Origin of the sequence: Thiohalorhabdus sp. (assembly GCF_046545655.1) — a bacterium.
Lineage (GTDB): Bacteria > Pseudomonadota > Gammaproteobacteria > Thiohalorhabdales > Thiohalorhabdaceae > Thiohalorhabdus.
In genome coordinates, this window is record NZ_JBKGZG010000041.1 from 1 (window position 1) to 24,915 (window position 24,915).

At 70.3% G+C, this 24,915-nt stretch carries 21 protein-coding genes; 12 read left to right on the forward strand and 9 right to left on the reverse strand.

What is annotated here, in order from left to right; translation table 11 throughout:
• Nucleotides 1–72: 72 nt before the first annotated feature.
• Together ACLFRB_RS09475 and ACLFRB_RS09480 are read right to left on the reverse strand one after the other, a co-directional pair.
• Nucleotides 73–1,083 (reverse strand): ribonuclease Z, encoded by a 1,011-nt coding sequence (locus ACLFRB_RS09475; RefSeq protein WP_411068774.1) that lies wholly within the window; start codon nt 1,081–1,083, stop codon nt 73–75.
• 99 nt (nt 1,084–1,182) lie between these two features.
• On the reverse strand, nt 1,183–3,705 hold the full coding sequence (locus ACLFRB_RS09480; RefSeq protein ID WP_411068775.1) for an EAL domain-containing protein: 2,523 nt from the start codon (nt 3,703–3,705) through the stop codon (nt 1,183–1,185).
• Between the two features lie 273 nt (nt 3,706–3,978).
• Here ACLFRB_RS09480 and ACLFRB_RS09485 point away from each other — a divergent pair, with 273 nt between their 5' ends.
• The 5 genes from ACLFRB_RS09485 (at nt 3,979) to ACLFRB_RS09505 (ending at nt 8,856) form a co-directional block, all read left to right on the forward strand.
• On the forward strand, nt 3,979–4,623 hold the full coding sequence (locus ACLFRB_RS09485) for a lysophospholipid acyltransferase family protein (protein ID WP_411068794.1): 645 nt from the start codon (nt 3,979–3,981) through the stop codon (nt 4,621–4,623).
• Entirely contained in the window at nt 4,607–5,926 is a 1,320-nt protein-coding gene (locus ACLFRB_RS09490; RefSeq protein ID WP_411068776.1) for an MFS transporter, read from the forward strand. Before ACLFRB_RS09485 ends, ACLFRB_RS09490 begins: the two co-directional genes overlap by 17 nt.
• Nucleotides 5,927–6,090: 164 nt before the next feature.
• Nucleotides 6,091–6,510, forward strand: coding sequence for a rubrerythrin family protein (locus ACLFRB_RS09495; protein WP_411068777.1), 420 nt, complete (start codon nt 6,091–6,093; stop codon nt 6,508–6,510).
• A 233-nt stretch (nt 6,511–6,743) separates the two neighbouring features.
• Nucleotides 6,744–8,084: a heterodisulfide reductase-related iron-sulfur binding cluster gene (locus ACLFRB_RS09500; protein WP_411068778.1), complete on the forward strand. Its 1,341-nt coding sequence runs from the start codon at nt 6,744–6,746 to the stop codon at nt 8,082–8,084.
• A 190-nt stretch (nt 8,085–8,274) separates the two neighbouring features.
• Nucleotides 8,275–8,856, forward strand: coding sequence for a DUF3501 family protein (locus ACLFRB_RS09505; RefSeq protein WP_411068779.1), 582 nt, complete (start codon nt 8,275–8,277; stop codon nt 8,854–8,856).
• Between the two features lie 195 nt (nt 8,857–9,051).
• On the opposite strand, the gene ACLFRB_RS09510 is transcribed toward ACLFRB_RS09505, so the two are convergent.
• Both ACLFRB_RS09510 and ACLFRB_RS09515 read right to left on the reverse strand, forming a co-directional pair.
• On the reverse strand, nt 9,052–9,855 hold the full coding sequence (locus ACLFRB_RS09510; protein ID WP_411068780.1) for an ABC transporter permease: 804 nt from the start codon (nt 9,853–9,855) through the stop codon (nt 9,052–9,054).
• Nucleotides 9,845–10,645: an ATP-binding cassette domain-containing protein gene (locus ACLFRB_RS09515; protein WP_411068781.1), complete on the reverse strand. Its 801-nt coding sequence runs from the start codon at nt 10,643–10,645 to the stop codon at nt 9,845–9,847. The genes ACLFRB_RS09510 and ACLFRB_RS09515 overlap by 11 nt, the downstream gene beginning before the upstream one ends.
• Nucleotides 10,646–10,689: 44 nt before the next feature.
• Here ACLFRB_RS09515 and ACLFRB_RS09520 point away from each other — a divergent pair, with 44 nt between their 5' ends.
• From ACLFRB_RS09520 to ACLFRB_RS09530, 3 genes are all read left to right on the forward strand, one after another.
• Entirely contained in the window at nt 10,690–11,064 is a 375-nt protein-coding gene (locus ACLFRB_RS09520; protein ID WP_411068782.1) for a DnaJ family domain-containing protein, read from the forward strand.
• Nucleotides 11,065–11,195: 131 nt separating this feature from the next.
• On the forward strand, nt 11,196–13,733 hold the full coding sequence (locus ACLFRB_RS09525) for a putative bifunctional diguanylate cyclase/phosphodiesterase (protein WP_411068783.1): 2,538 nt from the start codon (nt 11,196–11,198) through the stop codon (nt 13,731–13,733).
• A gap of 79 nt (nt 13,734–13,812) precedes the next feature.
• Nucleotides 13,813–14,493 (forward strand): phosphoribosyltransferase, encoded by a 681-nt coding sequence (locus ACLFRB_RS09530; protein WP_411068784.1) that lies wholly within the window; start codon nt 13,813–13,815, stop codon nt 14,491–14,493.
• Here the strand turns inward: ACLFRB_RS09530 and ACLFRB_RS09535 are convergent.
• Nucleotides 14,490–14,795 (reverse strand): hypothetical protein, encoded by a 306-nt coding sequence (locus ACLFRB_RS09535; protein WP_411068785.1) that lies wholly within the window; start codon nt 14,793–14,795, stop codon nt 14,490–14,492. The two genes, ACLFRB_RS09530 and ACLFRB_RS09535, sit on opposite strands and share 4 nt — an antisense overlap.
• Nucleotides 14,796–15,088: 293 nt before the next feature.
• Here ACLFRB_RS09535 and ACLFRB_RS09540 point away from each other — a divergent pair, with 293 nt between their 5' ends.
• Genes ACLFRB_RS09540 through ftsH form a run of 3 tightly spaced genes read left to right on the forward strand, consistent with a single transcriptional unit; the run spans nt 15,089 to nt 18,543 of the window.
• Nucleotides 15,089–15,850: a DUF72 domain-containing protein gene (locus tag ACLFRB_RS09540; RefSeq protein ID WP_411068786.1), complete on the forward strand. Its 762-nt coding sequence runs from the start codon at nt 15,089–15,091 to the stop codon at nt 15,848–15,850.
• 3 nt (nt 15,851–15,853) lie between these two features.
• Nucleotides 15,854–16,495 (forward strand): dienelactone hydrolase family protein, encoded by a 642-nt coding sequence (locus ACLFRB_RS09545; protein ID WP_411068787.1) that lies wholly within the window; start codon nt 15,854–15,856, stop codon nt 16,493–16,495.
• 47 nt (nt 16,496–16,542) lie between these two features.
• Nucleotides 16,543–18,543 (forward strand): ATP-dependent zinc metalloprotease FtsH, encoded by a 2,001-nt coding sequence (ftsH, locus tag ACLFRB_RS09550; protein WP_411068788.1) that lies wholly within the window; start codon nt 16,543–16,545, stop codon nt 18,541–18,543.
• Nucleotides 18,544–18,667: 124 nt separating this feature from the next.
• Here the strand turns inward: ftsH and ACLFRB_RS09555 are convergent, their stop codons facing one another.
• The 3 genes from ACLFRB_RS09555 to ACLFRB_RS09565 all read right to left on the reverse strand — a co-directional run bounded on the left by ACLFRB_RS09555 (nt 18,668) and on the right by ACLFRB_RS09565 (nt 22,176).
• Complete coding sequence (locus ACLFRB_RS09555) at nt 18,668–19,927, reverse strand: MgtC/SapB family protein (RefSeq protein WP_411068789.1); 1,260 nt, start codon at nt 19,925–19,927, stop codon at nt 18,668–18,670.
• A 15-nt stretch (nt 19,928–19,942) separates the two neighbouring features.
• On the reverse strand, nt 19,943–21,262 hold the full coding sequence (locus ACLFRB_RS09560) for a citrate synthase (RefSeq protein WP_411068790.1): 1,320 nt from the start codon (nt 21,260–21,262) through the stop codon (nt 19,943–19,945).
• Between the two features lie 152 nt (nt 21,263–21,414).
• Complete coding sequence (locus tag ACLFRB_RS09565; RefSeq protein WP_411068791.1) at nt 21,415–22,176, reverse strand: YdcF family protein; 762 nt, start codon at nt 22,174–22,176, stop codon at nt 21,415–21,417.
• Nucleotides 22,177–22,233: 57 nt separating this feature from the next.
• Here ACLFRB_RS09565 and ACLFRB_RS09570 point away from each other — a divergent pair, with 57 nt between their 5' ends.
• Nucleotides 22,234–22,758: a hypothetical protein gene (locus tag ACLFRB_RS09570; RefSeq protein ID WP_411068792.1), complete on the forward strand. Its 525-nt coding sequence runs from the start codon at nt 22,234–22,236 to the stop codon at nt 22,756–22,758.
• A gap of 204 nt (nt 22,759–22,962) precedes the next feature.
• Here ACLFRB_RS09570 and acnA read toward each other — a convergent pair.
• Nucleotides 22,963–24,915, reverse strand: a 1,953-nt coding sequence (gene acnA, locus ACLFRB_RS09575) for an aconitate hydratase AcnA (RefSeq protein ID WP_411068793.1), incomplete at its 5' end; no start/stop codon positions are given.

Consider the following 24,915-nt stretch of genomic DNA (forward strand, 5'->3'; position numbering starts at 1 on the left):
GGAGGGCTTGCCCCGCGTCCCGGATCCGGCCAAAGAGTAGAAAAAGAATTGCTGCGCCGGGACGCTGGGGCGTCAGGGGCCGGCCGCGAAGGCCTCCTCGGCCTCCCGAACCAGGGCCTCCACCTCGTGCTCGTGACGCGGGGAGAAGTGGAAGGGCACCAGCTCCCGCACCCCCGCCCGCGCGGCCAGCCGGCCGGCCTGCGGGGCGGTCAGGTGGTAGGTGGTCGCGGCCCGCTCCGCCTCGTGCCCGCGGAAGACCGCCTCGATGTAGAGCCGGTCCGCGCCGCGCACCAGCGCCGCGATGCGCTCGGCGTTGCCCGGGCTGTCCACGGCGTCCACCACGTAGCCCACCTTCTGCCCCCGCTCCCGGGACAGGAGCCCCTCCCGCAGCTCGCCGAGCGGCAGGGTAGGGGGACGGTTCGCCGGGTCCTTCCAGCCCACGCGGATGGGGGTGGCATCGGGGTCGCCCCGCCGCACCGCCGCCTTGAGCTCCGCCAGCCAGGGCCCCGGCGCCAAGCCCCGCTCCTCCAGCCGGTTGCGCCAGACGTTGAGGTGCTCGGGCTCCTCCAGGGCGAAGGCGAGGCAGGGGGTGCGGTGGTCCAGCTCCGCCGCCTGCACCCGGAAGGCCTCCTCGTCCACCAGCAGGCCCCCCGGAAACCGGGGCGGCTCCAGCTCCTCCCGCCGGAAGCCGCTGCGGACCCGGAAGCGGGCCCGGCGTAGCGGCCCGTCCTTGGCGTACTCCGCCACCTCCAGGGTGAGGTCGTTGGCGTAGTTTGCCACCAGATTCCAGGTGTAGCCGCCCAGCTTGTGCCCCACCCGGTCGATGAAGCCCGGCGGGCCGAACAGGCGCAGGCGCACGTCCCGGCCCAGGCAGACCCGCAGCAGGCGGTCGAAGCCGGCGAAATGGTCCATGTGGGCGTGGGAGACGAAGACGTGGGTGAGGCGCAGGATCTTGCGCGGGGCGAGGTTCGGGATCTCGCCCAGGTCGAACAGCAGGGCCCCGCGCCGATCCAGGAATTCCACGTAGAGGGCGGGGTCTCCCAGGGGGCCGTTCACCAGTGCGGGGTGGAAGGTGGGGCGCATGGCGGCGGGCTCCTACCGGTACCGGCGCCGGCGGGCGCCGCCGGGCCTGCCCCTCATCATGGAGGCCGCGGCCGGGGGTGACAAACCGGGCCGCGGGGCTCAGCCGGGACCGTAAGTCCACTCCCCATGCGGGACGGGCGCGCCCAGGTAGAAGCCCTGGGCGCGGTCGCAGCCCCATTGGCGCAGCAGGTGCAGGGCCTCCTCGTCCTCCACCCCCTCGGCCACCACCTGCAGCCCCAGACTGTGGCCCAGGTCGATGGTGGAGCGCACGATGGCCTGGTCCTCGGGATCCCGATGGAGCCCCATGACGAAGGACTTGTCGATCTTGAGGGTGTCCACGGGGAGCTCCTTGAGATAGCCGAGGGCGGAGTAGCCGGTGCCGTAGTCGTCCACGGCGACGCGCACGCCGAGGGCGCGCAGCTCGCCCAGGATCCGCTTGGCGCGCTCGGCGTCGGCCACCACCGCGTTCTCCGTGATCTCCAGCTCCAGGCAGCGGGCCGGCAGCTCCCAGGCCGCCAGGTGGTTGCGGATCTCCTCCACCAGGCCGGTCTCCTGGAGGTCGTCCGCCGACAGGTTGACGGCGACTCCCAGGTCGCGCCCGGCAAGGCGCCATTGGGCGCACTCCCGCATCGAGGCATTGATCACCCGGCGGGTCAGGGCGTGGAGGACGCCGGCCCGCTCCGCCATGCCGAAGACGTCTTGCGGCGGCAGGGGGTGAGCTCCGGACGGGCCCCAGCGCAGCAGGGCCTCCGCGCTGGCGGTTCGGCCCGAGGCCAGGTCCGTCTGGGGCTGAAAGTGGACGGGGACGCGGTCCTGGCGGATGTCCTCGAAGAGGTCGTTCACCCGGGTGAGGCGCTCCACGGTGTCGGGGTGGTGGTCGGAATGGAACTCCACAAAGCCCTGGCGGAGCCGCTTGGCCTCGTACATGGCCAGGTCGGCGCGCCGGATGAGGGTCTCGGGATCCTCGCCGTGCTCCGGGAAGAGGGTGATCCCCATGCTGCCGCCGATGTGCAGGTCGCCGTTGCCCGAGCTCAGCGGGGCGCGGAGGCGGGCGAGCACCTTGCCCGCCACGTGCTTGGCGGCGTCGCCGTCCGTGTCCGGCAGCAGGATCCCGAATTCGTCCCCGCCGAAGCGGGCTACCGTGTCCGAGTCCCGGAGGACCCTGCGGAGGCGCTGGGCCACTTCCACCAGCACGCGGTCGCCGGTGGGATGGCCGAAGGTGTCGTTGATCTCTTTGAAGAAATCCAGGTCCAGCATGACCAGGGCGCCGGGGCGTCCCTCCCGGCGGGCCCGCTGGATGGCCTGGTTGAGGCGGTCCTCCAGCAGCGGGCGATTGGGCAGATCCGTGAGGGGGTCGTGGAAGGCCTGGTGCTGCAGGTCGGACTCCCGGGAGCGCACCTCCTCGCGCATGACCCCGAAGGCGTGCACCACGTCCTCGATCTCCCGGGGGCCACGCGGCAGGGCCGGCGCCCCGGTGCCGCCCTCGGCCTCCCGCTTGATGGCCCCCGCCACCCGCGCCAGGGGGGCGAGGATGCCCCGGTTGAGGAAGGCGTAGCCCAGCACCACCACCCCCAGGTGGACCACCAGCAGGCCCCACAGCATGGCCGTGAGGTGGCTGGCCACCGTGGCCATGGAGTCCGTGGCCCGGTTGGCGGAATCCGCCAGGCGCTTGTCGAGGCGGATGAGGGAGGACTGGATGGACTGGTAGAGGGGGTGGAGGGAGCCGGTGATGAGCGGGAAGTCCTCCCGCCAGTTGTGGTTGATGTAGACGCTGCGCACCCGCTCGAAGGCGTCGTTCCAGCGGCGGGCCTGCTCCCGCATGGTTGCCACCGCCTGCTCCTGCACCAGGGGAAGGGCGCCGCGTTCGGCGCGCTCCTCGAGCTCCGCCAGGGACTCGGACACGCCGCGGAAGAAGGATTCCACGTTCCGGACCCGGGTCTCGTCCTCGTCTCCGCCCAGCATCCCCATGCGGGCGGTCATGTAGAGTCGGAACTCCGCGATCATGCGGCTCCACTGGTAGCGGCCGTGGTGCAGCACCTCGGCCACCTCGCCGTCCGCCGCCCGGCCCAAGGGGCCGGCAGTGCGGGAGGCATCGGAGGACAGGGCGAGCTGGGCCGCATTGAGGAAGGCCCGGCTGGCGGGCTCGAGCTTGTCACGCATGATGCGCAGCGCGGGGTACATCCGGTCCGGGGAGGTGCGGATGGCGATGAGCGACCGGGCTTCCTCCTCCAGATCCACGAAGGCCTGTTCCAGTTCGCGGGCGGGGGGTTCCCAGTGGTTGCGCCCCACCCAGGGCAGCCCGCGGAGCCGCTCGGCCCCATCCTGGGCGCGCTGGATGGCCTCCAGGGCCCGGGTACGGCTCTTCTCGTCGGGGGTCAGGGTGAAGGCCTGCAGGTAGTGCTCCGCCTCCCAGAAGGCGTTCTGCAGCGTGCGGCTGACCTCCAGGGCCTCCTGGCGCTGCTGGAAGTGCTCGGTGCGCAGGGACTGCTGCTCATGCAGGTAGGCCTCCGCGAACCAGCTGCTGGCGAGCAGAACCGCCAGGACCAGCAGGGCGCCGAGGAGGTAGCGCCCGTGCAGGCTGTTGAGCTCCGGCGGCGAAAAAGAGGGGACGCGTGGGGGCAAGGCCAGGGTTCTCCGGGGGCTCGGGGCGCCCCAAGGCGACTCCGGGGGCGGTGCCCCATGATCAAGGGGTTACGGAATTCTGCTTCAGCCGGCGCTCGGGCTCAAGGGATGTCCCCAAGGTCGGGGGCGGTTGTCCGGTTCCTCGGACACGGCGGCGGAAAAAACCGCCCTCCAATCCGGAAAGGGTATGGACCCGGACTTTCTTCGACCCCCGGGGCCCGGTATGGTTACGCTGTCCGCTCGTGGCAACCTCGAGGTGCCGGCTTGTCCTCCATGCTTCCCGACCACGCCCGGGACTGGCCCCTCTGGGCCCGCCTGCTGCACGGTGCGATCCGCGCCTATTGCCGCTTTTTCCATCGCCTCCACGCCGAGGCCAGCACCCTCCCGGAGGCGGGCCCGGCGCTTCTGGCGGCCAACCACCACGCCGGCCCGGACCCGCTGTTCCTCATCGCCACCAACCGCCGGCTCATCTCCTTCCTGATCGCCATGGAGTACTACCGGGTGGGCGCCCTGACCTGGCTGTACGACAAGGCCGGCTGCGTGCCCGTGAAGCGGGTGCGGCCCACCGCCTCCAGCCTGCGCGGGGTGCTGGAGCGGCTGGAGCAGGGCAGGGTGGTGGGGATCTTCCCCGAGGGCGGCATCCACCCCCCGGAGGAACGGGTCCACCCCAAGGCGGGCATCGCCATGCTGGCCCTGGAGAACGGCGCGCCGGTCTTTCCGGTGCACATCGACGGCATCCGGCAGCTGCCCGGACACGACGTGAAGACCTTCCTGCGCCCGCGCCGGGTGCGGGTGCGGTACGGCCCGGCGGTGGACCTGGACGATCTGCGTCGGCGCTACACCGGCGACCGGGACCGCGCCCTCCTCAACGAGGCCGCCCGGCGCATCGTGGACGCCATCTATGCCCTTTCACGCTGAGCAGGCGCCGGAGCAGGGCTGGGCCGGGCGCCGCGAGATCCTCGCCTGGGCCTTCTACGACTTCGCCAATTCCGGCTATACCACGGTGGTGGTCACCGCCGTGTTCAACGCCTACTTCGTGGGCGCGGTGGCGGGCGGCGGACCCACCGCCTGGCTGCTGTGGACGGTGGCCCTGGCCCTGTCCCACGCCCTGGTGCTGCTCATCGGCCCTTGGGTGGGGCAGACCGCCGACGAGCACGGCCGGCTCAAGCCTTGGCTGGGCGTCTCCACCGTTTTGTGCATCCTGGGCACCGCCGCCCTGGGCCTGGTGGGCCCGGGCGACCTGACCCTGGGCATGGCGCTGATCGTGGTCTCCAACACCGCCTTCGGCCTGGGCGAGAACCTCATCGCCGCTTTCCTGCCGCGCCTGGTGCCGGTGCACCGCCTGGGCCGCACCTCCGCCTTCGGCTGGACCATCGGCTACCTCGGCGGCCTGCTCACCCTGCTGGTCTGCCTGGCCTACGTGCGCTGGTCCCAGGCGCAGGGGGGCGCCGCCGAGGACTTCGTGCCGGTGACCATGGTCATCGTGGCCGTCATGTTCGCCATCGCGGCCATCCCCACCTTTCTCTGGGTGCGGGAGCGGCCCGGCCCCCTGGCCCGCACCGGCTACCGCACCAATCCCTGGCAGCGCACCCTTCAGGCGTGGCGCGACGCGCGCCAGCTCCCCGACCTGGCCCGCTTCCTGGTGTGCCTGGGCATCTTCTACTGCGGCATCCAGACGGTGGTGGCCCTGGCGGCGGTCTACGCCGAGCAGGTGATGGGCTTCTCCAAGGACGAGACCATCAGCATGATCCTGGTGGTCAACCTGGCGGCGGCCGGCGGCGCCTGGCTCCTGGGCCGGGTGCACGACCGCATCGGCGCCGTGCGCACCGTGGCCATCACCCTGGTGGGATGGCTGGCGGCCATCCTGCTGGCCTTCTTCGCCCGGGAGCCGGGCACCTTCTGGGCGGCGGCCTTCCTGGTGGGGGCCTGCATGGGCGCCAGCCAGTCCAGCGGCCGGGCGCTGGTGGCCATGCTGTCCCCCGCCGGCCACGAGGGGGCCTTCTTCGGTCTGTGGGGGGTGGCGGTGAAGGTGGCGGCCATCGTCGGGCCGCTGTCCTACGGGCTGCTCAGCTACTTTTCCGCCGGCAACTATCGCGGCGCCTTGCTGGCCACCGCGGGCTTCTTCGTGGTGGGACTGGTCCTGCTGGCGGGGGTGGACGAGCGCCGGGGGCGGGAGCGGCGGAACCGCTTCGTCCAGGAAACCGGTGGCGGGGTGAAATGAGGGAGCGGACGTTTTCCGGAAATCCCGGTAGAACAGACCCTTGAAAGCATGCGGCGGTGTCCCCATGTAGGATGCTGGAAGGGGTTGCATCCCTCTTCTGTGTAAACTAAATTTCAATTTAGACCGTTTCTAAAACCCACCCGCCCAACGGAGGAGGCGCCACCATGGCGGATCTGAAGGGCACCAAGACCCACGAGAACCTGAAGGAAGCCTTCGGCGGCGAGTCCATGGCCAACCGCCGGTACCTGTATTTCGCCCAGAAGGCCGACGTGGAAGGGGAGAACGAAGTCTCCGCCCTGTTCCGCTCCACCGCCGAGGGCGAGACCGGCCACGCCCACGGCCACCTGGAGTTCCTGGAGGCTGCCGGTGATCCGGCCACCGACGAGCCCATCGGCGACACCGCCACCAATCTGAAGTCCGCCATCGCCGGCGAGACCTACGAGTACACCGACATGTACCCCGGCATGGCAAAGACCGCCCGGGACGAGGGCTTCGACGAGATCGCCGACTGGTTCGAGACCCTGGCCAAGGCCGAGCGCTCCCACGCCAACCGGTTCCAGAAGGCGCTGGACAACATGGACTAAGGAAATGGGACGGGCCCTACGGGGCCGGTCTCCCGCGCGCTGGGGCGCCTTTGCACAGGCCTCCAGCGCCTGAATACAGGCAGTACCTGCACCCGGAGGCCCCGGGGGCTTCACGCTGATGGGAATCCCTCTACGGCCCTCTCACGGGGTCCGTGTGGCACAGGCGCCCACCGGGGCGGGGATCTCCGGTCCGGCCCGGCCCAAGCACTCCGGCCCAACCCGAGGAGACGCGCATGGCGGAAGAGGGAGCATCCAAGGCGCCCCAGCGCCACCCCCTGAAGTGGGGCGAGGAGTCCTTCTGGGACAAGGACGCCCTCCACGAGGAGATGGACCGGGTCTTCGACATCTGTCACACCTGCCGGCGGTGTCTGTCCCTGTGCAACGCCTTTCCCACGCTCTTCGACCTGATCGACGAGTCGGAGACCATGGAGGTGGATAGCCTCACCCGGGAAGACCACTTCCAGGTGGTGGACCGGTGCTACCTCTGCGATATGTGCTTCATGGCCAAATGCCCCTATGTCCCGCCCCACGAGTGGGAGGTGGACTTCCCCCACCTGATGCTGCGGGCCAAGGCCATCCAGTACAGGGACGGCGGGCCCTCCTTCCGGGACAAGGTCCTAACGCAGACGGACACCCTGGGCCGGGTGGCGGCGCGCCCCGGCGTGGCGCCGCTGGTGAACTGGGCCAACCGGCAGAGGCCGTTGCGTGCGGCCCTGGAGAAGTCCCTCGGCGTCCACCGCGACCGGGAGCTGCCCCGCTACGCCTCCCGCACCTTCACCAGCTGGAAGAAGGCCTACCAGGGACCCGCCGTGGAGCCCACCGCGGGGGAGGAGACCGCGGGCAAGGTGGCGGTGTTCGGCACCTGCTACGTGAACTACCAGACGCCCGAGATCGGGCGCGACCTGGTGGCGGTGCTGGAGCACAACGGCATCCCCGTACGCTTCGTGGAGGGCGAGCAGTGCTGCGGCATGCCGCGGCTGGAGCTGGGCGACTTCGATTCCGTCATGGCCGCCAAGGAGGCCAACCTGCCCCGACTGGAGGCCCTGGTGGACGACGGCTGGGACATCATCGCCCCGGTGCCCTCCTGCGCGCTGATGTTCCGCCAGGAGTACGGCAACGTGGACCCCGACGACGAGCGGGCGCGCAAGGTGGCGGAGCGGGTCTTCGACCCCTTCGAGTACCTGCTGAAGCGCCACCGCGAGGGCCTGTTGAACACCGACTTCCGGCAGGGTCTGGGCAAGGTGGCCTACCACCGGCCCTGCCACCAGCATGTGCAGAACATCGGCGCCCAGACCCAGCGCATGCTGGAGCTGATTCCGGACACCGAGGTGGCGGCCTTCGAGCGCTGCTCCGGCCACGATGGCACCTGGGGCGTGAAGGTGGAGTGGTTCGAGAAGTCCATGGAGATCGGCAAGCCGCTGTTCCGCCGGGTGCGGGAGGCGGAGGCCGACCATTACGCCAGCGACTGCCCCATCGCCGGCACCCAGATCAAGCAGGGCCTGGAGACCGAGCAGCCGCCCACCCATCCCTTGACCCTGGTGCGGATGGCGTACGGGCTGGAGGAGAAGGCCTAGGGCTGTTCGGGTTCGGGTCCATGGAGAAGAATTGACGGGGCCGCAACCCTTGGAATAAGGCCGGCGTAGGAGCCCGCTTCAGCGGGCGATCCCGAATCGGACTCCGATGCCTGCACAAGCAATCGCCCGCTGAAGCGGGCTCCTACGGAGCCGGGCGCGAAAGGGTGCAACCGAATAACGGAGGATTCCCATGCAGGCGATCACCCAGCAGGACCTGCTCTCCCTGGAGGACTACGAGCGCCGGCGCAAGGAGATCCAGGAGCGCATCCAGGCCCACAAGGCGGAGCGCCGCCTGGACCTGGACGACCACATCAGCCTCTTCTTCGAGGACCGGGACACCATGTGGTACCAGGTCCAGGAGATGGCCCGGGCCGAGCGGTTGTACAAGCCCGAGGAGCTCCAGGACGAGCTCGACGTCTACAACCCGCTCATCCCCGACGGCTCCAACCTCAAGGCCACCATGATGATCCAGTACGACGACCGCGAGGAGCGCATGGCGCGCCTGGCGGAGCTGGTGGGCATCGAGCACCGCCTCTGGGTGCGGGTGGACGGCCACGACAAGGTCTACGCCTACGCCGACGAGGACCTGGACCGCTCCACCCCCGACAAGACCTCCACGGTGCACTTCATGCGCTTCGAGCTGGAACCGGAGATGGTCCGCGACTGGAAGGGCGGCAGCCCGGTGCACGTGGGCATCGATCACGACAAGCGCCAGCTCGAGGTGACGGTACCCCAGCGGCTGCACGAGAAGCTGGCCAACGACTTCGACTGAGGGGGCGGGAGAAAACCCCTCGGCCTGGGCACACCCTGGGCGGGTTGCGGCTTGCAGCCCCTCCCACAAGCACTATCCCCCCGCAAGCCCGTTCCCTATGGGAGCGGCCAGTGGCCGCGACCGGACGGGCCTTTGCTCCGGCTCGGGGCTGCACCCCCCCCAACTGTCACCCCAGGACAGGGCGGAAGCCGGGCTTCAGCCCTTCTCCTCCAAGGCCTGGCTCCGGATCCGGCCCCGCCCGTCCACCAGCCGCCGCAGGCTGCCCAGCACCGCGCCCACCGTCCCCAGCGCCGTTCCCGCCGCGATCAGGAAGAAGATCATGATCTGGTACTTCACCGCCTCCACGGGGGCGGTTCCGGACAGGATCTGCCCGGTCATCATGCCCGGCAGGCTGACGATGCCCGCCACGGACATGCCATTGATGATGGGGGTGATTCCCACCCGCACCGCGTCCCGCGCCAGATCCCGCACGGCCTCGCGGCGGGTGGCCCCCAGCGCCAGCAGCAGCTCGATGTAGCCCTGCTCCCGCCGCAGGCCGGTGAGCACCCGGTCCATCCCTAAGGCGATGCCGTTCAGGGTGTTGCCCAGGACCATGCCCAGCAGCGGGATGGCGTACTGGGGCTGGAACCAGGGGTCCACGGAGACGATGCCGAACAGGGCCACCGCCGTCACCAGGAAGGACGAGCCCACCATGATCCCCCAGCCCAGGGGATAGATGCCCCGGAAGCGGTAGCGCTGCCGAGCCACCGCCTCGCGGCCGGCGAGCACCGCCATGAGCAGGCCCAGGGCCACCACCGCCGAGGGGTGGCGCAGGCCGAAGATCCACTCCAGGATCATGCCCACCGCCAGCAGCTGCACCACCATGCGCCCCGCGGCGATGAAGATGGAGCGGCCCATGCCCAGGCTCATGGCCAGGGAGATGCCGCCGTTCAGCAGGATCAGCGCCGCGGCCACCGCCAGGTCCGCCGCGGAGAGGGCGATGGGTCCCTCAGGCGTCATGGCGGTCCTCCCCCTTGTGGGCGCGGGTCTCGAAGCGCTGCATGATCGAAGCGAACCGGCCGCGCTCCCGCTCCGGCCCGCGCAGGGCGGCGCCCTCCAGGTGGTACAGGGCGTCGCCCAGGCGGCCCGCCTGGGCGGGGTCGTGGGTGACCCAGACCACCGCCGTCCCCGAGCGCGCGCGCCGAAGGACGGCCTCCTCCACCAGCTCCGTGGCCCCCGGATCGAGGGCGCCGGTGGGCTCGTCCAGCAGCAGGACGCGGGGCTCTCCGCTCAACAGCAGGCCCAGGGCCGCGCGCAGGGCCTCCCCGGTGGACAGGGCCTGGGCGGGGCGGTCGAGCACCTCCCCGCTCAGGCCCAGGCCGGCCAGCTCCCGCTCCGGGTCCGAGGCCGCGGCCCGGTGGTGCAGGCCGCGCACCTTTGCCAGAAGGGCGCGCAGGGACTCCGTACCGAGAACCGGGGTGGCGGGCAGATAGCCCACGGAGCGGCGGTACTTCGGGGCCGGAAAGCTCTCCGCCGGTTGGCCCTCCAGCTCCACCCGGCCCCGGGCGGGCCGGTCCAGGTCCGCCAGGGCGCGCAGCAAGCGGGATTTGCCCGAGCCGCTGGGGCCGGCGAGCAGGACCAGCTCGCCCGGCCGCAGGGCCAGGTCCAGCGGGCCCAGCGGCGGCTCGGCCAGCTCCAGGTTGCGGGCGCTCAGCAGCGGGGCGGTGATCTCGGGCCTCCTCGGTGCGCTTCCGATGGCGAGGGACGGGGAAGGGCGGCTACAATGAACGCGGCCGCCGGGGGCGGCCAAGGATAGCGCATCCACCGGGCGGACTCACGTCCAGGAGAGACATCTTGTTCCTGTTTCAGCGACTGGCCGAGGAGCGCATCCAGGAGGCCATGGAGAAGGGCGGCTTCGACGACCTTCCCGGCCAGGGGGAGCCCCTGGAGCTGGAGGACGACTCCATGGTCCCCCAGGAGCTGCGCACCGCCTACCGCATGCTCAAGAACTCCGGGCACCTGCCGCCGGAGCTGGCGCCCAACCAGGAGATCAAGGAGCTGGAGGATCTGCTGGAGGCGGTGCAGGATCCGGCCGAGGCGGGCCGGGCCCGCGCCCGCCTGCGCGTCCTGGCCGAACGGGTCCAGCTGGGCCGCGGCGGCGCAACCTCCCTCAAGACCGAGCAGGTCTACAAGGAGAAGCTCCTGCGCCGCTTCGCCGAGGGGGACTGAGCCCCGGGCCCGCCCCCGGCCTCCCGCGCACCCCAGACCCCCCTTTCCACTTTCCCTTTGCATGTGTAGGGTTTTTCCTGTCCGGATTGTCCGGATCCGGTGTTTCCGTCCAGGACAGACCAGGAGGCCCTATGCGTTCCCTGAAAGGTTTCATCCTGGTGGCCGCCGTGGCGGCCTCCATGATCTTGTTCGGCATCGCCTACGGGGTGACCTCCTGGATCTCCCGGCGCTACGTCCAGCAGGACGCCCAGGAGCAGGCCCGCTTCCTCGCCGAGCAGACCTTCAGCTCCATGTTCCAGGTCATGCGGCGCGGGTGGGACCGGGAGGACGTGGAGGACTTCCTGGACGCCCTGGAGCGCAATACCGAGGGCAACCGCTTCGCCATCGAGGTGTTCCGGGGTGACCTGGTGGAGGAGCGGTTCGGAACCATCGACCAGCCGCCCCTGGACCCCGCCGTCCGCGAGGCCTTCCGCACCGGGGAGCCCGAGCGGGTAGAAGAGGGCAACCGGCTCACCTTCGTCCATCCCCTCCGGGCACGGGAGGAATGCCTGCAGTGCCACACCAACGCGGCGGCGGACGACGTCCTGGGGGTGATTACGGTGAAGGAGGACCTGGGGCCGGCCATCCAAGCGGCCCGGGAGCAGTTCCGCACCGCCTTCCTGCTCATCGCCCTGGTCCCGCTGGGGGCCGCCGTCGGGGTGGCCTGGTTCATCAGCCGCCGCATCGACCGTTCCGTGGCCTCCCTCAGCGGCAGCATCGAGCGGGTGAACACGGTGTCGGACCTGCGGGAGGTGGAGCAGGAGATCCCGGACGTGGGCTTCGCCGAGCTCAACACCCTGGCGGCGCAGGTGCGTGAGCTGTCCTCCCGCCTCCAAGGGATCGCCGTGGACAAGGACCTCCTGGAGTTCGAGATCCGGCTGCTGGAGAAGTTCGTCATCACCTCGGACGTGGTGCAGGACTGGCGGGACTACATCAAGCACCTGCTGCGGGAGATCAACGGTCTCATCGAGGCCTACTCCCTGTTCTCCCTGTTCAAGGTGGACGAGGAGCTCTACGACCTGGAGGTGTTCTGGATCCATCCCCCCAGCGCCGAGACGCGGGAGGCGGTCACCAGCCGGATCCACCGCGCCATCGCGGACAACCCCCACTTCGGGGCCGCCACGGAGGTGGAGATCCACCACAATGTGGCCGATCCCGGGGCCCCGGAGCTCGCGGTCTCCGCGGAGGAGCTGGACGTGCAGACCAAGTCCCTGTTCCTGGACAGCCCCAAGATCGGCGGGATCGTGGGGATCGGGGTCAACGCCGCCACCACCCGGGATCCCACCCGGGTGCTGGTCACCGAGAGCATCCTGTCCACGCTGCTGAACGTGGTGGGCTCCGTGCGCGCCATCTCCAAGTACACCCGGGACCTGGAGTACTACGCCAGCCGGGACCCCCTGACCAACCTCTACAACCAGCGCACCTTCCGGGAGTTCCTCAGCTACGAGGTGGGCCGCGCCGAGCGCCACGGCTACAGCTTCGGCCTGCTCGTGGTGGACCTCGACAACTTCAAGAACATCAACGACCGCTTCGGCCACCCGCTGGGGGACCAGTTCCTGCAGCGGTTCGCCGCCGCGCTGCACGACGCCCTGCGCGACGGCGACGTCTGGGCCCGCTACGGGGGCGACGAGTTCGTGGGGCTGCTGCCGGAGACCGGAGCCGAGCAGGCCTACGCGGTGGCCCAGCGGCTCCTGGAGGCCGCCGACGGCGTGGTCCTGGACGCCCCCGACGGCACCCGCGTGCGGGCCACGGTGTCCGTGGGCATCGCCATGTATCCCGCCCACGCCACCGACGCCCACGACCTGTTCCTGTTCGCGGACAACATGATGTACCGCGCCAAGACCCAGGGGAAGCACCGCATCGGCATGCCCACCGAGGAGGACGTGGTGGAGGTCTTCCGCGAGCTGGGGGAGAAGAGCCACCTGGTCCAGGAGGCCATCGACGGCGCGGCGGTGGTCCCCTACTACCAGCCCATTCGCACGGTGGCCGATGGCACCGTGGTGGCGTACGAGGTGCTGAGCCGGATCCACAGCCAGGGGGAGGTGCTGGGGGCGGAGGAGTTCATCGAACACGCCGAGCGTATGGGCGTGGTGCACAAGCTGGATTACCTGGTCATGGAGCGGGCCTTCGCCGATGCCCGGGAGGCCGGGTACCAGGGGCTCCTGTTCATCAACCTCTCCCCGCGCGCCCTGGTCCTGGAGGAGTTCCCCGCCCGCATCCGCGAACTGGTGCGGGCCCAAGGCATGGATCCCGACCGGGTGGTCTTCGAGCTCACGGAGCGCGAAACGGTGCGCAACCTCAATCTGCTGGAGCGGTTCATCAACGACCTGAAGCGGGACGGCTTCCAGTTCGCCGTGGACGACTTCGGCAGCGGTTTCTCCTCCTTTCACTACCTCAAGCGCCTGCCCATCGACTACGTGAAGATCGAGGGCGAGTTCGTGGCCAACATGACCCGGGATCCCCGGGACCACGCCTTCGTCAAGAGCATGGCGACCCTGGCCGAGGAGCTGGGGATCCGCACGATCGCCGAGCTCATCGAGGAGGAGGAGGTGCAGCAGGCGGTCCGGGAGGTGGGGATTCCCCTGGGGCAGGGCTTCCTGCTAGGCCATCCCGCTCCGGACCTCGGTTAGCTGCGCCCCCCGCACCGCCCGGAGGCCGGGCCGATTTGCCCGCCCGGCCACCGATGGTAGAAAGGTTGGGAGGGCCCGCGTGGCGGCCGAGGAGGCAACGTTGTTCCAGGACCGGAAGCAGGCAGGCGAGCGGCTGGCCGCGCTCCTCCGGGAGCGGGGGATCCGGGGCGACATCGTCCTGGCGGTGCCCCGGGGCGGGCTGCCCGTGGGGCGGGCGGTGGCGGATGCCCTGGGGCTGCCGCTGGACATTGTGGTGGCGCGCAAGATGGGGGCCCCGGGCAACCCCGAGCTGGCCGTGGGCGCGGTGGCCAGCGACGGCAGCGTGTGGCGCAACGAGTCGCTGATCCGGCAGCTGGGGGTGGACGAGGACTACCTGGAGGGGGCACGCCGGCAGGAGGCCGCCAACGCCCGGGAGAAGTTCGACCGCTACCGGGGCGGCCGGCCCGATCCGGACCTGGAAGGGCGGACCGTTTTGGTCGTGGACGACGGCGTGGCCACCGGGGCCACCACCGTGGCCTGCATTCGCCTGGCCTACAGCCGGGGGGCGGCGCGGGTGGTGCTCGCGGTGCCCGTGGCACCGCCCGAGAGCGTCCGCCGGCTGGAGGGCGAGGCGGACGAGGTGGTGGCGGTGGAGACCCCCGAGTGGTTCATGGCCGTGGGTCAGTTCTACGCGGAGTTCGGCCAGGTGTCCGACGAGGAGGCCATGCGCTACCTGACCCCCGGGAAGGACTTGCCCGGGGGGCCCGAGACGGGGAGCTAGGCGGCGGGGTAGACCCGCTCGCTCCACCAGTCCCCGGTGGAATCGCAGATCTGGCATTCCACGCAGGGCTCGCGGGTGTGCTTGACCAAGAGGCTTACCACCTGGAACAGCCAGATGGTGTAGGCGGGGTTGTTGTCCAGGTAGCCCACGCCGAGGTGGATGCGCCGGCCCTCGGTCACGATCTCCCCCAGCCCCTGGGAGCGGTCGAGGCGCTGATCCAGCTCGCGAAGGGCCTCCTGGACCTCCGGGTCGTCGATGTCCGCCACCTCGAGGTCGGCGTACAGCTGCAGATCCCTTGCCATGGCCATGCCTCCTTTGGGCGATTGCGGCCAATCCTTGCCTCCTTTGTAACGCCGTCTTTTGGGGTTTTTCAATCCGGAAATCCCACCAGGGCGGCAGTTGCGGTATCCGGCTTGGGGAAGTGGGAAGCGCGCCGGGACCGGCGGGAGGCCGGGAAAACCGCCCCCGTGCGGGCAGTGTCTAAATTATTTATGGGGCCGCAGCCGGGTGGGGCGGAGTCCCCCGCTGGCAGGGGGTGCGCCCGCTGGCCCGGGTCATGCATGGATGACCGGAGAGGACCGCCTGGGGAGAAGCCATGAGCGAACACCCGGAACAGCGCATCCGCATCGGCACCTCGGGCTGGCAGTACGACCACTGGCGGGGGCCCTTCTACCCGCAGGACCTGCCCAAGAACGCCTTCCTCGACTACTACGCCGAGCGGTTCAACGCCACTGAGGTCAACAGCTTCTTCTACGGCCTTCCCAAGGCGGAGACCGTGGCCCGGTGGCGGGGCGGGGTGCCCGGGGATTTCCTGTTCGCCGTGAAGGCCAGCCGCTACATCACCCACATGAAGAAGCTCAAGGACCCCGGCCCCAGCCTGGAGCGCTTCTGGGAGCGCGCGGGGCTGCTGGGGGACCGCCTGGGCCCGGTGCTGTTCCAGCTCCCCCCCAAATGGGGGCTCAACCTGGACCGCCTGCAGGCCTTCCTGGAGGCCCTGCCCAGGGGCCAACGCTACGCCTTCGAATTCAGGGACCCCAGCTGGTTCGACGAGCGGGTGTACGCCCTGCTGCGCGAGCACAACGCCGGTTTCTGCATCTACGACCTCCACGGGACGGAGTGCCCCCTCCAGGTGACCGCCGATTTCGTCTACGTCCGGCTCCATGGTCCGGCGGGGGCCTACGCGGGGACCTACGACGACGAGGCCCTGCGGCAGTGGGCCGGACGGCTCCACGAGTGGCAGGTACGGGGCCTGGAGGGGTACGTGTTCTTCGACAACGACGAGGCGGGGTACGCCGCCCTGGACGCCGAGCGTCTGCGGGAGCTGGTGGCTTCGCCCCGCGCGGTGAGCAGGGGGTAGGCCATGGCGGGAGAGCTCGTGGAGATTCCGCTGAACGGGACAAGCCTGGATGGCGAGCTGGTGGTGCCCGAGGGGGCGCGGGGCCTGGTGATCTTCGTCCACGGCAGCGGCAGCAGCCGCCTGTCGCCCCGCAACAACTACGTGGCCCGGGTCCTTCGGGAGGCAGGGATGGCCACCTTCCTGTTCGACCTTTTGACGGCCAGCGAGGACCAGGTCTACGCCAACCGGTTCGATATCCCCCTGCTCACCCAGCGCCTGGTGATGGTGGTGCGCTGGATGCGGGGCAAGAACGGCATCCGGGACCTGCCGGTGGGTTTGTTCGGCTCCAGCACGGGCGCGGCCGCCGCCCTGCGGGGAGCGGTGGAGCTGGAGGGCGAGGTGGCCACCGTGGTCTCCCGGGGCGGCCGCCCGGATCTCGCCGGGGAGGCCCTGGACCGGGTGAGTGCCCCGGTGCTCCTGATCGTGGGCGGTCTGGACCAGGTGGTTATCGACCTCAACCGGGAGGCGCTGGCGCGGCTTCCCGCGGGGAGCCACCTTGAAATCGTCCCGGGGGCGACCCATTTGTTCGAGGAGGAAGGTAAACTGGAGCGGGCGGCCGAGCTGGCCTCCCAGTGGTTCCGGGATCACCTGGGCGCCTCCCCCTGATCCCGGGCCCGACCCGACGCCCCGGACAGAAAGGCAAGAGCACCCCCATGGCGCAGACCAACCCGGAAGGCGGCCCCCCGGAAGGAACCCCCGAGGGTCCCGCGCCGCCGCGGGAGCAGTGGCGGTACTGGATCTGGTTCCTGGTACTCGGCCTGCTGTTCGGCTATTTCCTGTGGCTGGGCGGCCAGGGCGGCAGCCGGGTGGAGCTCTCCTACACCCAGTTCAAGGAGGAGGTGCGCGCCGGCACGGTGGCCGAGGTGACGGTGCGCGGCCAGCAGATCGACGGCCGCTACAGCCAGGACGCCCGCCCGGTTACCGAGCAGGCCCGGGGGGAAGGGGCCCCGTCCCGATTCACCACCGCCAAGCCCCCCTTCGAGGACCCCCGCCTCATGGACCTCTTGGAGGAGAACGGCGTGGCGGTGACCGCCATCCCGGAGCAGGACTCCCTGCTCGGGCCGCTGCTCGTCGGGCTCCTGCCGCTGCTGTTTATCATCGGCCTGATCTGGTTCGCCGGTCGCCGCATGCAGAACCAGCTCGGCGGCATGGGGCAGCAGATCAGCGGGTTCACCAAGTCCCAGGCCAAGCGCTACGAGAAGAGCTCGAGCAGCGTCACCTTCGAGGACGTGGCCGGCTCCGAGAACGCCAAGCGGGACCTGCAGGAGCTGGTGGACTACCTGCGGGAGCCGGAGCGGTTCCGCAAGCTCGGCGCCGAGATCCCCCACGGCGTGCTGCTGATGGGCCCGCCCGGAACCGGCAAGACCCTCATGGCCAAGGCGGTGGCCGGCGAGGCGGAGGTGCCCTTCTTCTCCATCTCCGGCTCGCAGTTCGTGGAGATGTTCGTGGGCGTGGGGGCTTCCCGGGTCCGCGACATGTTCAACGACGCCAAGAAAGAGGCCCCGGCGATCATCTTCATCGACGAGATCGACGCCGTGGGCCGCCAGCGCGGGGCGGGCCTCGGCGGCGGCCACGACGAGCGCGAGCAGACCCTCAACCAGATCCTGGCGGAGATGGACGGCTTCGAGTCCGACGAGTCCCTCGTGGTCATCGCCGCCACCAACCGGCCCGACGTGCTGGACTCCGCCCTGCTGCGGCCGGGGCGCTTCGACCGCAAGGTGACCCTGGAGCGCCCGCCCAAGAAGGCCCGCGAGGCCATCCTCAAGGTCCACACCCGCGACGTGCCGCTGGCCGAGGACGTGGATCTGGAAACCATCGCCGCGCGCACCGTGGGCTTCTCCGGCGCGGACCTGGAGAACCTGGTCAACGAAGCGGCGCTGTTCGCCGCCCGCGGCCGCAAGGAGCGGGTGGACCGCGAGGACTTCGACAAGGCCCGCGACAAGATCCTGTTCGGCAGCGAGCGCGAGGACCTGCTGCAGGAGGAGGAGAAGCGGCGCATCGCCTACCACGAATCCGGCCACACCCTGGTGGCGCGCCTGCTCAAGGAGACCGACCCGCTCAAGAAGGTGACCATCATCCCCCGGGGGCAGGCCCTGGGTGCCACCGAGCAGGTGCCCGAGGAGGACCGCTACAACTACACGGTGGGCTACCTGCGCGCCCGCATCGCCGTCATGCTCGGCGGCCGGGTGGCGGAGAGGGTCCGCTTCAACGACTTCTCCACCGGCGCCCACGACGACCTCAAGCAGGCCACCCGGCTGGCGCGGCAGATGGTCACCCAGTGGGGCATGAGCGACAAGGTGGGGCCGGTGGCCTTCCGCGAGGGCGAGGAGCACGTCTTCCTGGGCCGTGAGATGGCCCAGGCCAAGGACTACAGCGAGCACACCGCCCAGCTCATCGACCAGGAGGTGCACGACCTGATCGCCGCCCAGGAGGAGCGGGCCGAGGAGATCCTCACCCGCAACCGCGAGCGCCTCGATGCCCTGGCGGAGGCCCTCCTGGAGCGCGAAACCCTGGAGGCCGAGGAGATCGACGCCATCCTGGGTCTGGAGTCCGAGGACGGGAACGAAGAGGAGGGGCCGGCTGCGGCCGGGGAGGCCGGATCGAGCGCCTCCCCCCCTTCCGCCCGCAGCGAGGGAGGCCCCGGGGCCTCCTGAGGCCGGACGACTTCGGGAACGGGCTGCTGTCCCGACGGCTCCCGCCCGATGGCGGCCCGTCGACGCCGGTCCGATCGGCGTCCGCCGCGAAAGGGGGCCCCGCAACCCACCGCGGACCCAGAGCCTACAGGGCGACCACGGTCACCAGGCCCCCCGCCAGCACCACCCCAAAGGCCGCCGCCACCGGGCCCCCCATGCCCCGACCGGCGATGGCCACCACCAGCCCTCCCTTCACCAGCGTGTTCACCGCGGCGGCCAGGAGGATGGCGCGCGCGGCCACCTCCGCCTCCATGTCCCCCCGCGCCATGCGGCTCAGGGACAGGGTGATGGCGTCCACGTCCGTCAGCCCCGACACCGCCGCCAGCAGGTAGACCCCGGCGTCCCCCAGCCACACCCGGGCCCCCTCCGCCAGCAGCATGATGGCCGCCAGCAGGACCCCGAACTGCAGGGCGGGGCCGATCTCGAAGGGGTTCTTTAGCGCCATGTCCCCGGGGGCGTCGCCGTCCCCGGACTGCCACCACAGGAATCCGGCGGCGGCGAAGCCCAGGGCCGTCATGGTGGCCATCACCGGCCCCAGCACGGTGAGCACCGCGGGGTTCACCACCGCGGCCTCCAGGACGATGCGGGGGAACATGGTGGCCGCGGAGACGGCCACCCCGGCGGCCAGGAGCCGGCGCAGGCCCGGCTCGCGCCGGCCCATGCGGGAGAAGCTGAGGGTGGTGGCGGTGGAGGAGGCCAGGCCCCCGGCCAGGCCGGTAAGGGGCACCCCGCGGTGGGGGCCGATGAGCTTGATGGCAAAATAGCCCACGAAGGAGATGCCCGCGATCAGGACCACCATCCACCACAGGGCGTAGGGGTTGAGGGCGTCCCAGGGGCCCATCCCCCGGTTGGGCAGCACGGGCAGGACCACCACGGAGATGAGCAGGAGCTTGAGGGCGGCGAGGAGCTCGGGCTCGGTGAGGCGGCGCAGCCAGCCGTGGAGCACGGGCTTGAGGCCTAGCAGGAGGGCGGTGACCACCGCGCCGGCGGCGGCCACGGCCGAATTGCCGGTGACGGCCAGGGCACCGAAGGCGAAGGTGAGGAGCAGGGCCACCACGGAGGTGATGCCGTAGTCCGGCTCGTCGCCGGCGCGGACCATCTGCAGGTGGGCCAGGATCACCACCGCCGCCAGGGCCAGGAAGCCCAGCCCCAGGGCGGGGGCGCCGAAGTCCTCGGCCAGCACCGCCCACACCCCGCCCATGAGCCCGGTGAGGCCGAAGGTGCGCAGGCCCGCCAGCCGGCCCCCCTCGGCCCGCTCGCGCATCTGCCAGCCCCGCTCCAACCCGATCAGCAGGCCCAGGGCCAGGGCCAGCCCCAACCGCTGGAACAGGGCGAGCGCCTCCAAGGCGGCTCCGTGCGGTCAGCCGCGCTCGGCGAGCGCTGGGAAAGGGCGGGCCTCCGGGCCGGTGTAGAGCTGCCGCGGGCGGGTGATGCGCATGGAGGGGTCCTCGATCTGCTCCTTCCAGTGGGCGATCCAGCCGGGCAGGCGGCCGAGGGCGAACATCACGGTGAAGAAGTTGGTGGGGATGCCCATGGCCCGGTAGATGAGCCCGCTGTAGAAGTCCACGTTGGGATACAGCTTGCGCTCGGTGAAGTAGCCGTCGGACAACGCTGTCTCCTCCAGCTTGAGGGCGATCTCCAGCAGCGGATCGTGGATGCCGAGCTTGTCGAAGACCCGGTAGGCGGCGTCCTTGATGATGCGGGCGCGGGGGTCGTAATTCTTGTAGACGCGGTGGCCGAAGCCCATGAGCCGGAAGGACGAATTCTTGTCCTTGGCCAGTTCGATGTACTTGCGCACGTCGCCGCCGTCGGCGTGGATCGTCTCCAGCATCTCCACCACCGCCTGGTTGGCGCCGCCGTGGCGCACCCCCCACAGGGCGTTGATGCCGGCGGAGATGGAGGCGAACAGGTTGGTCTGGGCGCTGCCCACCGTGCGGACGGTATGGGTGGAGCAGTTCTGCTCGTGGTCGGCGTGCAGGATCAGGAGCTGGTTGAGCACCTGCACCAGCTCCTCGTCCACCACGTACTCCTCGGTGGGCAGGGCGAACATCATGTGCAGCAGGTTGCCGCAGTAGGAGAGGTGGTTCTGCGGATAGATGAAGGGCTGGCCGTGCAGCTTCTTGTAGGCGAAGGCGGCGATGGTGCGCAGCTTGGACAGCAGCCGCACAATGGTGCGCTCGCGCTCCTCGGGGTTCAGCGCGTCCTGGGCCTCGGGGTAGAAGGTGGACAGTGAGTTGACCATGGCCGATAGAATGGCCATGGGGTGCGCCGTCATGGGGTAGCCGTCATAGAAGCGCTTCATGTCCTCGTGGAGCAGCGAGTGCTCCGAGAGGGCCCAGGAGAAGGAGTCGTACTCCTCCTTGTCGGGCAGCTCGCCGTAGATCAGCAGGTAGGCGGTCTCCACGAAGGAGGCCCGCTCCGCCAGGTCCTCGATGGAGTACCCGCGGTAGCGCAGGATGCCCCGCTCGCCGTCCAGGTAGGTGATGGCGCTGGCGGTGGCGGCGGTGTTGGCCAGGGCGGGGTCGAAGGTGACCAGGCCCGTCTGGGCCCGGACCCGGGTGATGTCCACCCCGCGCTCCGCCTCCGAGCCCTCCAGGGTGTCCAGGGGCGTGCTCTCCCCCTCATGGCGGAGCTCGGCCGTTCCGGACAGGCGCCGAAGGGTCTGGGCATCTTCCGTCATTACACGCTCCTCCTGGGCAGCTCCGGGGCCCGCCGGCCCGAAAAGAGCAATTGTACCCGCCACGGACGGTTGCGCCCACCGGTCCGTCCCGTCCGCCGGCCCTTTCGGGCTGCCGCTTCCATTCCGGACGGGGCGAAGCCGCCCTCGGGCACCTACACCCAGCCGCGGAGCCGGTAATAGAGGAGCCCAAGGTATTCGTGGGCGGCGTTGCTGCTCATCTCGAGGAAGTCCGCGGCGGGCAGGAAGTCCAGCCAGTGGTAGGGCTCGCCGAAGCCCTCGTGGTAGTCCGTGGGGGCCGCCACCGGGTCGAGGCCGCCGGCGGCGAAGGTGGCCATGGAGCGGGGCATGTGCCAGGCCGTGGTCACCAGCACCACCCGCTCCCGTCCGTCCAGGTGCGCTTTGAGGTTGGTGACGTGCTCCCGGGTGTTGCGGGCGTCGGTCTCCGCCTGGATGCGGCCCGGGGGGAACCCGTAGTCGTGGACCAGGGCATCGGCCATGAGCCGGCCCGTGGGGGCCCCGCGGCCCAGCGGGAGGCCGCCGGTGGTGAACACCGGCAGCCCGTTGCCGCGGGCCAGGTGGGCGGCGTAGCGGGTGCGCTGCAGGGTGGCGTCGCCGGCCACGGCGCGGCCGTACTCGGGGCTGTCCGGGATCTGTCCCCCGCCCAGGACCACGATGGCCTCCGCCGTGGGCGGGATCCGTTCCAGGGCCTCGTAGCGGGTCTCCAGCGGGGTGAGGAGCAGCTCCGCGCCGGGGCGGATGCTCAGGAAGTAGGCGAGGGCGAGCACCGCCGCGCCCAGCCAGCCGCCCAGCCGCGGCGCGCGGCGGGCCAGGAGCAGGGCGGCGATCCCGCCCAGGATCAGGAGTCCCGGAGGCATGGCCAGATAGCCGGCGGCCTTGGCAATTTGCAGTTGCATCGCATACCCTTGTGCGGGGAACGCCGTACTTGGCGTTCGTGCCATGAGGAGACCGGGATGAGCTCCCAGGAAGCCGATTACAGTCCATCGTACGGGCCCCCGGGCACGGCGGGCCCCCAGAGCCGGGTCGAATGGGTACTGGAGGAGACCCTGCGCAGCCGCCGCTTCCTCGCCGCCATGGTGGTGGGCCCCGACGGCTGGGCCGTGGCCAACCGGGGCTTCGAGCACCCGGACCGCATCACCGCCCTGGCTCCGGATTCTATCCAGCTGCTGCACCGGCTGAAAGACGCCTTCCCCCCGGAGCGCAAGCAAGCCGCCCGGGAACCGGGGGAGGCCGTGCCCTTCGCCGGATTCACCGAGGCCGACCCCGAGGACGCGGAGAAGGATCCGGAATACGTGGCCGTGAGCCTGGGGCAGGACCGCAAGCTGCTGTTCCGGCCTTTGGTGGTGAAGGACCGGACCATGACCCTGGTCCTGCTCACCCGCGCCCTTTCCGGGAACACCGACGCGGTGCTCGAGGGCATCGGCCGGGCCGTCACCACCTGCCTCATCACGGACTGGTCCCGCCTGACCGGGTCCTGAGCCGAAAGGCGGCAAACGCCAAACCGCCCAGGGCCCAAGCAAAGAGGCAGAAGAACGGCGTATTCTTCGCCGAGAGGAAACGGATTACTGGGGCATGGTGTTGCCCTTGTTTCCTCTTGTCTTTGCCTTCCTCGGCGTCCATGACGGTTCGATAAAAAAGGCCCCGGGAAGCTCCCGGGGCCTTTCTGCGTCGGGCCGCCCGGCTCAGTCGGCCATGCTGCGCAGTACGTAGGGCAGGATGCCGCCGTGCTTGAAGTAGGCCAGCTCGTTGGGCGTGTCCAGGCGCGGCTGCACCATGAAGCGTTTCTCCGTGCCGTCCGGGCAGTGGACGAAGACGATCAGGTCCTCATCCGGGTCCTCGATGTCGTACATGCCGACGATGTCGAAGGTCTCCTCCCCGGTAAGCTCCAGCTCGTCGGCGTTGTCGCCGTGCTGGAACTCCAGCGGCAGGATACCCATGCCGATGAGGTTGGAGCGGTGGATGCGCTCGAAGCTCTCGGCGATCACCGCCTGCACGCCGAGCAGGGCGGGGCCCTTGGCGGCCCAGTCGCGGGAGCTGCCGGTGCCGTACTCGCGGCCGGCCATGACGATCAGCGGCGTGCCCTCGGCGCGGTAGCGCATGGCGGCGTCGTAGATGGGCAGCAGCTCGCCGCTGGGGACGTGGGTGGTCCAGCCGCCTTCCTTGCCGCCGGCCAGCTTGTTGCGCAGGCGCACATTGGCGAAGGTGCCGCGCATCATCACCTCATGGTTGCCGCGCCGCGCCCCGTAGGAGTTGAAGTCCGCGGGAGCCACGCCGCGTTCCATGAGGTACTGCCCGGCGGGGCTGTCGGGGTCGATGGCGCCGGCCGGGGAGATGTGGTCGGTGGTCACCGAATCGCCCAGGTTGGCCAGGCAGCGGGCGCCGTGGATGTCGGTGGGCTCGCCCACCTCCCGTTTCAGGTTGGCGAAGAAGGGCGGGTTCTGGATGTAGGTGGAGGCGTCGCTCCATTCGAAGCGGTCGCCGCTGGGGGCGTCCAGCTGCTTCCAGTGCGCGTCGCCCTCGAAGATGTGGTCGTAGGCGCGACGGTAGTCCTCCGGGTTCAAGGAGCTGCGCAGCAGCGCATCCACCTCCGCCAGCGACGGCCACAGGTCCTTGAGGTAGACCGGGCTGCCGTCGCCGTCGTGGCCGAGCGGGTCGCTATAGGGGTCGAAATCCATGGTGCCGGCCAAGGCGTAGGCCACCACCAGCGGCGGGCTGGCCAGGTAGTTGGCCTTCACCTTGGCGTGGATGCGGCCCTCGAAGTTGCGGTTGCCGGACAGCACCGAGGCCGCCACCAGATCGCCCTCGTCGATGGCGGATTCCACCGCTTCCGGCAGCGGACCACTGTTGCCGATGCAGGTGGTGCAGCCGTAGCCCACCAGGTTGAAGTGCAGCTCTTCCAGGTAGGACAGCAGCCCGGCGGCCTGCAGGTAGTCGGTGACCACCCTAGAGCCCGGGGCCAGGCTGGTCTTCACCCAGGGCTTGGTGGTGAGGCCCCGCTCCACCGCCTTCTTGGCGACGAGCCCGGCGGCCAGCATCACCGAGGGGTTGGAGGTGTTGGTGCAGGAGGTGATGGCGGCGATCACCACCGAGCCGTGGCCCAGCTCGGCGGCGCCGGAGTCCAGGTTCGCGGGGGCCGTGCCCCCCGGCTCCTTGGCGAAGGTCTCGGTGAGGGCGCTATGGAAGCTCTCCTTGGCCTCGGACAGGGCGATGCGGTCCTGGGGCCGCTTGGGGCCGGCGAGGCTCGGCACCACGCCGGACAGGTCCACCTCCACGGTGGCGTTGAAGGTGGGCTCGGGCTGGTCCGGGCTCCAGAACAGGCCCTGGGCCTTCATGTAGGCCTCGGTGCGGGCGATCTGCTCCTCGGCGCGGCCGCTGGCGCGCATGTAGTCCAGGGTGGTCCCGTCCACCGGGAAGAAGCCCACGGTGGCGCCGTACTCGGGGGCCATGTTGGCGATGGTGGCGCGGTCCGCCAGGGGCAGCTCGCCGATGGCGGGGCCGTAGAACTCCACGAACTTGCCCACCACCCCGTGGGAGCGCAGCTTCTCGGTGATGGTGAGCACCAGGTCGGTGGCGGTGGCGCCCTCTGGCAGCTTGCCGGTGAGGCGCACGCCCACCACCTCGGGGATGAGCATGGA

What these genes read in the sequence shown, in the direction of transcription:
- ftsH (WP_411068788.1), top strand. Translation starts at nt 16,543, where the DNA reads ATGGCGCAGACCAACCCGGAAGGCGGCCCCCCGGAAGGAACCCCCGAG.
- ACLFRB_RS09495 (WP_411068777.1), top strand. Translation starts at nt 6,091, where the DNA reads ATGGCGGATCTGAAGGGCACCAAGACCCACGAGAACCTGAAGGAAGCC.
- ACLFRB_RS09560 (WP_411068790.1), bottom strand. Translation starts at nt 21,262, where the DNA reads ATGACGGAAGATGCCCAGACCCTTCGGCGCCTGTCCGGAACGGCCGAG.
- ACLFRB_RS09540 (WP_411068786.1), top strand. Translation starts at nt 15,089, where the DNA reads ATGAGCGAACACCCGGAACAGCGCATCCGCATCGGCACCTCGGGCTGG.
- ACLFRB_RS09510 (WP_411068780.1), bottom strand. Translation starts at nt 9,855, where the DNA reads ATGACGCCTGAGGGACCCATCGCCCTCTCCGCGGCGGACCTGGCGGTG.
- ACLFRB_RS09545 (WP_411068787.1), top strand. Translation starts at nt 15,854, where the DNA reads ATGGCGGGAGAGCTCGTGGAGATTCCGCTGAACGGGACAAGCCTGGAT.
- ACLFRB_RS09505 (WP_411068779.1), top strand. Translation starts at nt 8,275, where the DNA reads ATGCAGGCGATCACCCAGCAGGACCTGCTCTCCCTGGAGGACTACGAG.
- ACLFRB_RS09535 (WP_411068785.1), bottom strand. Translation starts at nt 14,795, where the DNA reads ATGGCAAGGGATCTGCAGCTGTACGCCGACCTCGAGGTGGCGGACATC.
- ACLFRB_RS09500 (WP_411068778.1), top strand. Translation starts at nt 6,744, where the DNA reads ATGGCGGAAGAGGGAGCATCCAAGGCGCCCCAGCGCCACCCCCTGAAG.
- ACLFRB_RS09525 (WP_411068783.1), top strand. Translation starts at nt 11,196, where the DNA reads ATGCGTTCCCTGAAAGGTTTCATCCTGGTGGCCGCCGTGGCGGCCTCC.
- ACLFRB_RS09570 (WP_411068792.1), top strand. Translation starts at nt 22,234, where the DNA reads ATGAGCTCCCAGGAAGCCGATTACAGTCCATCGTACGGGCCCCCGGGC.
- ACLFRB_RS09485 (WP_411068794.1), top strand. Translation starts at nt 3,979, where the DNA reads ATGCTTCCCGACCACGCCCGGGACTGGCCCCTCTGGGCCCGCCTGCTG.
- ACLFRB_RS09475 (WP_411068774.1), bottom strand. Translation starts at nt 1,083, where the DNA reads ATGCGCCCCACCTTCCACCCCGCACTGGTGAACGGCCCCCTGGGAGAC.
- ACLFRB_RS09490 (WP_411068776.1), top strand. Translation starts at nt 4,607, where the DNA reads ATGCCCTTTCACGCTGAGCAGGCGCCGGAGCAGGGCTGGGCCGGGCGC.
- ACLFRB_RS09565 (WP_411068791.1), bottom strand. Translation starts at nt 22,176, where the DNA reads ATGCAACTGCAAATTGCCAAGGCCGCCGGCTATCTGGCCATGCCTCCG.